The organism is Roseobacter sp., assembly GCF_045106495.1.
GTDB lineage: Bacteria > Pseudomonadota > Alphaproteobacteria > Rhodobacterales > Rhodobacteraceae > Roseobacter.
In genome coordinates, this window is record NZ_JBGCEQ010000065.1 from 1 (window position 1) to 6,941 (window position 6,941).

Genomic DNA, 6,941 nt, shown 5'->3' on the forward strand with positions numbered 1-6,941 from the left:
CCCGATGGCCATGCGGCGCTGAGCCCCGGCATAGCGATAATCGAGTGCAAACGACCGGTTGCCCGACCGCAGGATGCGGATCGAAAACCCCCGCACCTCGGTGTCGAAGATCTGATAGTCACGCCCTTTGACGGGGATCGCATCCCGCACCGATTTATCGTTCAATCGTAATCTGTTGACCAACTCAGCACGTCCTTTCCCCTGTGACACAGGCGTAGATTCGCCCCACAATCAAGCCAAGCACACACACCGGGGTGGCGGGGAGGCGCAGGGTGGCACCGGATCGCCGCATCCGTGCCACCCCTTGTTTTGTTGGGTTTTGCGAAAAATCTGGCAAGCGCGGCCCACGCGGTGGTGGTGTGCACCGGGTCGCGCAGCGTGCATTGCCGCCAGATTCACCAAAGAGTTTTGTAAATTTCCAATGAAATCAGGGGGTGGCGCGGTTTCGGCAGAGCGATGCCACCCTGCCACCCAACTCAAACCCCGCGTGTGCCCCCGAACGTCGCCCGATGCGGGCCAGTGCGGTGCAAACAGGCACAACCGCCCCCGGCGCGGTGCTCGCGGGCACGCCTGCCCGTCCTGCACCAGAGCAGTCCCACATCGCGCCAAACGCGCAAACCCCAATAAAACAAGGGGTGGCACGCAATGCCAATTCCGGTGCCACCCTGCGCCTTCCCGCCACCCCTTTGCGTCTGCGTCTCTTTGATCGGGAAATCGGCCCGCTTCGGGCGATCAACGGGAGACAAGAGCATGCGAGATACCGGAACCTCAGAGCGATCCGCGCCAGGTGGCGTGTTGGAGGCTCCAGGATCCCGCGATAGCCGCCATTGAACAGTTGCGAATCCAGGGGCGTCGTCACCGACGCGATCGGCCCATTTTTGCCATTGGCCACTGGGTCAAGATGCTGCGGTCGCAGCCCGCTTAGTGGCCATTCGCTGCGATAGCGAAACCTCGAGTTCTGCGAATGGGAAAGTACCGGACTTTGCAGACTCACGCTTGAGCGTGCACCCCAGCTCACCTACTCTGAAGCTTTATGGCCTCAAAACTGGGCGCAAAGTAAAAAGGATAATAAGAGATGAGTGGATCTTCATTGTTCGCTTGCAACGCGTCGACGCCTGCTTGGGTCACTAAAGATGTTTAAAGAGTCTCCTGAGCTTCTTGCTATTTCACGACGCTGGTACAGAGCATTGCTGTCACGCAATGAAAAGGAGCTCCAAAACTATCTATCAGAGGCATCGGAACTCCGTTTCGTTGGTTCTGCTCACGGAGAATTATGGGCAGGTCGAGCGGTTCGAGAAGCTATCGGTAAGCATTTTGAAGAAGTACCGGACGTTTTGGATAGACAAGAACTTTTGGGAGAAGCTTTCGAGATAGGAGACGCTGGCTGGTCGTTTTTTTCCAATCGCTTTTGGTTTAAAGGTCTGGCAGAACCAGTGGATTTTCGGACGACACTGATCTTTGTGCTGGAGCACGGTTCTTGGAAAATCGTGCATCGACACGCATCACTGCCGTCGGCGAATGAAACAAGGATCGGCCACGAACACACTGCGATTCAAGAACTTCTGGACTCCATGCATGATGACTTCAGCATCGAGCAGAGTGAAGGCTTGGCTTCCATTATGTTCACAGACATCGTGAACTCTTCACCTATCGCTGAAAGCATAGGAGATCGGGCTTGGTCTGCCATTGTTGCCCAGCATTTCGAATATCTTCAGGATGCTATTGAAGCAAATGGCGGAGAGCTCATTAAATCCCTTGGCGATGGAACAATGTCGAGCTTTTCTTCGGCGCGTTCGGCTTTGGCTACCGCAAAAACCATTCAAATAGGATTGTTGCAGCAAGATTTTGAGCCGAAGCTGAGTCTGCGGATCGGGATCCATACAGGTGAAGTTGTTCGGGCAAAAGATGACTTCTTCGGTACCGTGGTCAACAAGGCAGCACGCATAACTTCGGTTGCCGGGCAAGGTGAAATCTGCCTGTCAGACACTACCCATGCAGTCGTGGGAGCGGATTTTGACTACACTTTTTCTGACCCTGAAACGGTCCCACTGAAAGGTCTTGAAGGAAGTCATCAAGTTCGTTTTCTCAATTGGCAAAGCTAGAATGCTCATTGGAAAATAGGCCGCTTAGGGCTCACTGCCGACTTGCGGCAGTGCAGCAAGCGATTTTGCGTTTTAGCGCCCAGAAGAACTTGCCCTGATGACCGCACCCAGCCCAAAGCTGACCCGCAGTGCTAGATGCAAATTTGCGATAGCCGACCTTCGCTGCACGAGTCGAGAACAGGTAAGTTGCGGACTTTTCCGACCTTAGCTTGATCGGCATCGACCGCTGGGTTCGGCCCATTGCGGACATTGCCGACGCTGTCAATCGCTGCGATGCAACTTCACCAGACCTGACTTTCGCTGCAACCCCATTCTTTTAACAATAGCATACGCAGACAATACGGGGCTATGGTTCCGGCAGTATGGCAAAAACAGGAGCTTGAAGTTGGCTGAGAAACGAGATTTGATTCAGAATCTGCTCAAAGGCATCGAAACTGGCGATGCCTCTGCTGCGGCGGTCGTCAACGAAGCGAAGTACATTCAGCATAATCCCCAAACGCATGAGGGAAGTGAGGGCCTTGCAGCACTATTCGCGCGGCTTTCACGAACCGATCCTAAAGTGACCTTTGTGCGGGTTTTCGAGGATGGCGACTTTGCATTTGCACATAACGAATATGATTTCTCCAACCTGCGCGTGGCATTTGAAGTCTTTCGGTTTGAGGACGGCCAAGCAGTCGAGCATTGGGACAATATCCAGCCCAAAAAAGGCCCCAACCCTTCGGGCCGAGGCATGTTGGACGGTGATACAACCATCACCGATCTCGACAAGACCGAGAACAACAGGGAGTTTGTCCGCAGTTTTGCCGACAAGATTCTGGTGGACCAAAATTTTGACCTTTTGGCATTATATCTCGACAAATATCTGATCCAGCACAATCCAGAAACGGCTGATGGAGTTGCCGCATTTCGTACATCCATGGAGGAAAGCATAAACGGAGAGCCTGTTATCGAGTATTCTAAAGTCCATCGCATACTCGCAGAAGGTAATTTCGTGCTTTGCATGAGCGAAGGGTACAAGGCGGGCGTCCACACGAGTTTCTATGACCTCTTCCGTATCGCGGACGGAATGATCGTCGAACATTGGGACACGGTTGAAACAATTGCGCCCCGTAACGAGTGGAAAAATGGGAACGGCAAGTTTTGAGACGCGTCTCGACCCCTTAGGACGTGACTTCAATCTTGCGGTACTCCGTCGGGGACAAGCCAACCTTTCGTTTGAAAAACCGGGTGAAGTGGCCTGGATAGCTGTATCCCAGTTCAAATGCTATTTCCGTCACGGAGTTCTTTTCCTCGGCAAGCAGTCTTAGAGCAAGTTCGAGCCTTGCGCTGTCAATCAGGGCGGAATGCGTGGTTCCCACATCATTCAATCTGCGTTGGTAGGATCGAACGCTCATACCAAAAGACGCGGCCATTCTGTGGGCCATCATATCCGACGTTCCGCTCCTCATGAACTCGACAGTACAGGCCGCAAGGGCGGACTTGTCTGTCGACGACAATGGTGTCGAGGAAACGGTCTGACCGCGAATATTTTGCAGACGGCGGGCTTTTACAACGCGGCACACGTCTTGGATACGGAATGCCATACCTGCCATCTGGGCTTCGCGTACAAGCGGGATACCACGGAGGTCATTCGGAAGCCCGGCAGGCAAGGTTTTGGTAGGGATAGAGACCGCGTGCGGCACCAAATTGCTACCGAACAACTGCCTCATACCTGACAAGAAGATGGCGAGACTATATTGAACGACGGCCCAATCCTTTGTCCATTTGGATCCAGTCGTCGTTCGACGAATCCAGAAAATTCCATCACGAACAGTCCCGAAAACGCGATCACCAGTTAGCAATCCGTTGATCTTGTCAGCTAAGTCGAAGGATGCTTCCAATCCGGTGGATCCTGGTAGCAAGGGTAAACTTGCCATATAGCCGTCCATATCCGACGCATTGACCGGTAAGCTATCAAAGCCAAAAGTTGGGTCGCCCACCAGTTTGGCGCTCTCGGTCAACATCCTCTCAGCGGCATAAAGTGGAACAATTCCACTTTGAGTTTCGATCAACGTAGGAGCCAATCCAACAACTTCGAGCACAGCTTCAACTTTGCTCTCGCCAAATGGCAGGGCGGCAATCAAGGGCGACAAAACATTCGCGCTTACCAGATGTAAATTCTCCATCGCTCAAAATCCTATGAACTGGCATCACGTTCGGAGTGGGCGTGCAAATTGTCAACTGCGGTGGCACGAAATGGTAAGCGACCACCGAAAAGCCAAGGCAGGGTGCAGGACGACCGCAAATCGAATTGCGTTTTTATCGGCCGTATTTGGATGCAGAACAATTTGGTTTCAGTATTCACGCGTTCTGGACGCACAATGTGATCGGAAAACATCGAGGGAACACATGAAAAAACGACTACACATGGCTATTGCCATTGCCACTGCGTCAGCTCTGTATGGCGTGTCATCTCTGGCGATGGCAGACACGTCCAGGCCCAACATTCTTATCCTGTTCGGGGATGATATCGGCGAATACAACATTAGCGCCTACAACATGGGCCAGATGGGATACCGGACACCCAACATTGACAGCCTCGCCAAAGAAGGTGCGCTGTTCACGGACTGGTATGGTCAGCAAAGCTGCACCGCGGGTCGTGCTGCGTTCATAACCGGGCAGTCGCCGATCCGAACAGGCCTTACCAAGGTTGGTCTGCCCGGCGCACCTGAGGGCATCACCAAAGAAGACCCAACACTTGCTACTCTGTTAAAGCCGCACGGATATGTGACCGGCCAATTTGGTAAAAACCACCTTGGCGATAGAAATGATATGCTGCCAACGAACCACGGCTTTGATGAATGGTTTGGCAATTTGTATCACCTGAATGCCGAAGAAGAGCCCGAGAACGAACACTATCCGAAAGACCCGGAGTTCAAGGCCAAGTTCGGCCCGCGTGGAGTTTTGCACTGTCGTACATCAGAAGAGTTCGACAGCACAGAAGACCCGCGTTTCGGGCAACTGGGAAACCAGGTCTGCGAAGACACCGGGCCGCTTACCGTAAAGCGGATGGAAACGATTGATGACGAGGTCACCGCACAGGCCATTAATTTCATGGAGCGGGCCAAAGCAGACGACAAGCCGTTCTTCATATGGTGGAACACCACCCGTATGCACGTCTACACACATCTGAAAGAGGACTCTGCGGGTAAAACCGGATACGGTATCTATGCTGATGGTATGGTTGAACACGATGGTCACGTCGGCCAGATGCTCGCCAAATTAGAGGAACTCGGCCTCGCAGAAAATACTATTGTTCTGTACTCAAGTGACAACGGCGCGGAAGCTTTCGGCTGGCCCGATGGGGGGACTACGAAACACAGGGGCGAAAAGAACACACAATGGGAAGGCGGATACCGCGTTCCGGCCCTTATCCGCTGGCCCGGTACGATTGAGCCAGGCACAATCATCAACGATATTGTCGCACATGAGGACATGCTCCCTACGGTATTGGCTGCTGTCGGTGACACAACAGTGAAAGAAGACCTGTTGGAAGGAAAACAGGTCGGCGATATCACATACAAAGTGCATCTTGATGGGTACAACATGATGCCGTTTCTGAAGGGAGACGTAGGGCAGTCCCCACGCAAGGAATTCATCTATTGGACGGATGACGGAAGTGTTGCTGCTTTACGCTACAATGATTGGAAACTCACTTTCCTACGTCAAAACTCGGTAGGTTTCAAAGTATGGGAAACACCCTTTGAAGAGTTGCGTTTCCCTATGCTGACCAACCTGCGGATGGATCCCTTTGAACGGGCACCAGATGAGACCATCGGCCACGCCCAATGGGCCGCAGAACGAATGTTTGTTTTGGCGCCAGCCTCAGCATATGTCGCCAATTGGATTCAAAGCTTTAGAGAGTTTCCGCCAAGAATGAAGCCGGGCAGCTTTAGTCTGGATCGGGTGATGGAAGCCGCCACAAACTCTGTCGGAGGACGCAACTAAAACTGATTGTTGCCAATCTCTGGGCCGTATTTTGGATGTCCAAATACGGCCCATTTTTCACCTGAAACTATAGCTGAACTCGCATAGCGATTTCAATGTATTGCCCAAAAATACATTCACTACCGATGCTAAGGGCACTCAAAAGGGAATTGCAAACTCTTGGCAAACTGCGGCATGGATCTTCGGAGCTGAAATGCCCCAGAAATTCGTACATTAATGTGAGTTGCAAGGTGCTGACCGTTGATCTTCCGCATGAAGGAGATCGAAGGGGTCAAAACGGCCCTTTCCGGACGCTCAACAGCCAGCCAGATGCTGCGTTTGCAGCCCGCATTGCCGACATTCGCTGCACACGCAAAATCTGATGGCACGTGAATTCACACAATGCGGACGAAACTGCTGGTGCCTAAACTCGTCTCTAGAGTTGCCGCGGAGCGCCGATTGAAGGCCCAAGGTCTGGTTCATATTTCTCTGGGCGGAAACCCTCCCCTGTTCCCGCAGCAAAAATTTCCATGGCTTCAACTAGGGTAAAGAATGTGGCTTTGTTCTCGTGGATGAATGTGCCTTCGTGGAGATAGACGCAGGTTATGCCCCAATCGTTGATCGGGTTATTCTCAATCCGGCAAACCACAATAAGGCAGTCGCTGCGTCGGTCTGGGCATCCATCAATGAAGAATGACTTTCCGTGTTGGTTGGCTGCAAAAACTGCCCCGAACGAAAGTGCCTGATAGTAATCCATCAGTGTGCGATCTTTCCCCGGCGCAGGGCAGCACGGAAACTCCGAAGGTGTCCGCCAGTTTATTTGCGCAGCACCTTCGGTCAGAGACGGAGTGATCTCTGGCAGTTTGGGAGGTT

The 6,941-nt window shown here is 52.6% G+C and carries 6 protein-coding genes; 3 read left to right on the top strand and 3 right to left on the bottom strand.

The window, feature by feature from the left end; all coding sequences use genetic code 11:
- Positions 1 to 427: 427 nt before the first annotated feature.
- Positions 428 to 664: a hypothetical protein gene (locus tag AB8B75_RS22390; RefSeq protein ID WP_405365484.1), complete on the bottom strand. Its 237-nt coding sequence runs from the start codon at positions 662 to 664 to the stop codon at positions 428 to 430.
- Positions 665 to 1,133: 469 nt separating this feature from the next.
- Between AB8B75_RS22390 and AB8B75_RS22395 the strand changes: the two genes are divergently transcribed.
- Positions 1,134 to 2,102, top strand: a complete 969-nt coding sequence (locus AB8B75_RS22395) for an adenylate/guanylate cyclase domain-containing protein (protein ID WP_405365486.1) — start codon at positions 1,134 to 1,136, stop codon at positions 2,100 to 2,102.
- Positions 2,103 to 2,487: 385 nt separating this feature from the next.
- Entirely contained in the window at positions 2,488 to 3,246 is a 759-nt protein-coding gene (locus tag AB8B75_RS22400; protein WP_405365488.1) for a nuclear transport factor 2 family protein, read from the top strand.
- A gap of 16 nt (positions 3,247 to 3,262) precedes the next feature.
- Here AB8B75_RS22400 and AB8B75_RS22405 read toward each other — a convergent pair whose 3' ends face one another.
- Positions 3,263 to 4,267, bottom strand: a complete 1,005-nt coding sequence (locus tag AB8B75_RS22405; protein WP_405365490.1) for a helix-turn-helix domain-containing protein — start codon at positions 4,265 to 4,267, stop codon at positions 3,263 to 3,265.
- Positions 4,268 to 4,490: 223 nt separating this feature from the next.
- Between AB8B75_RS22405 and AB8B75_RS22410 the strand changes: the two genes are divergently transcribed.
- Positions 4,491 to 6,089, top strand: coding sequence for an arylsulfatase (locus AB8B75_RS22410; protein WP_405365492.1), 1,599 nt, complete (start codon positions 4,491 to 4,493; stop codon positions 6,087 to 6,089).
- 415 nt (positions 6,090 to 6,504) lie between these two features.
- On the opposite strand, the gene AB8B75_RS22415 is transcribed toward AB8B75_RS22410, so the two are convergent.
- On the bottom strand, positions 6,505 to 6,941 hold a 437-nt coding region (locus AB8B75_RS22415; RefSeq protein ID WP_405365493.1), incomplete at its 5' end, for a hypothetical protein.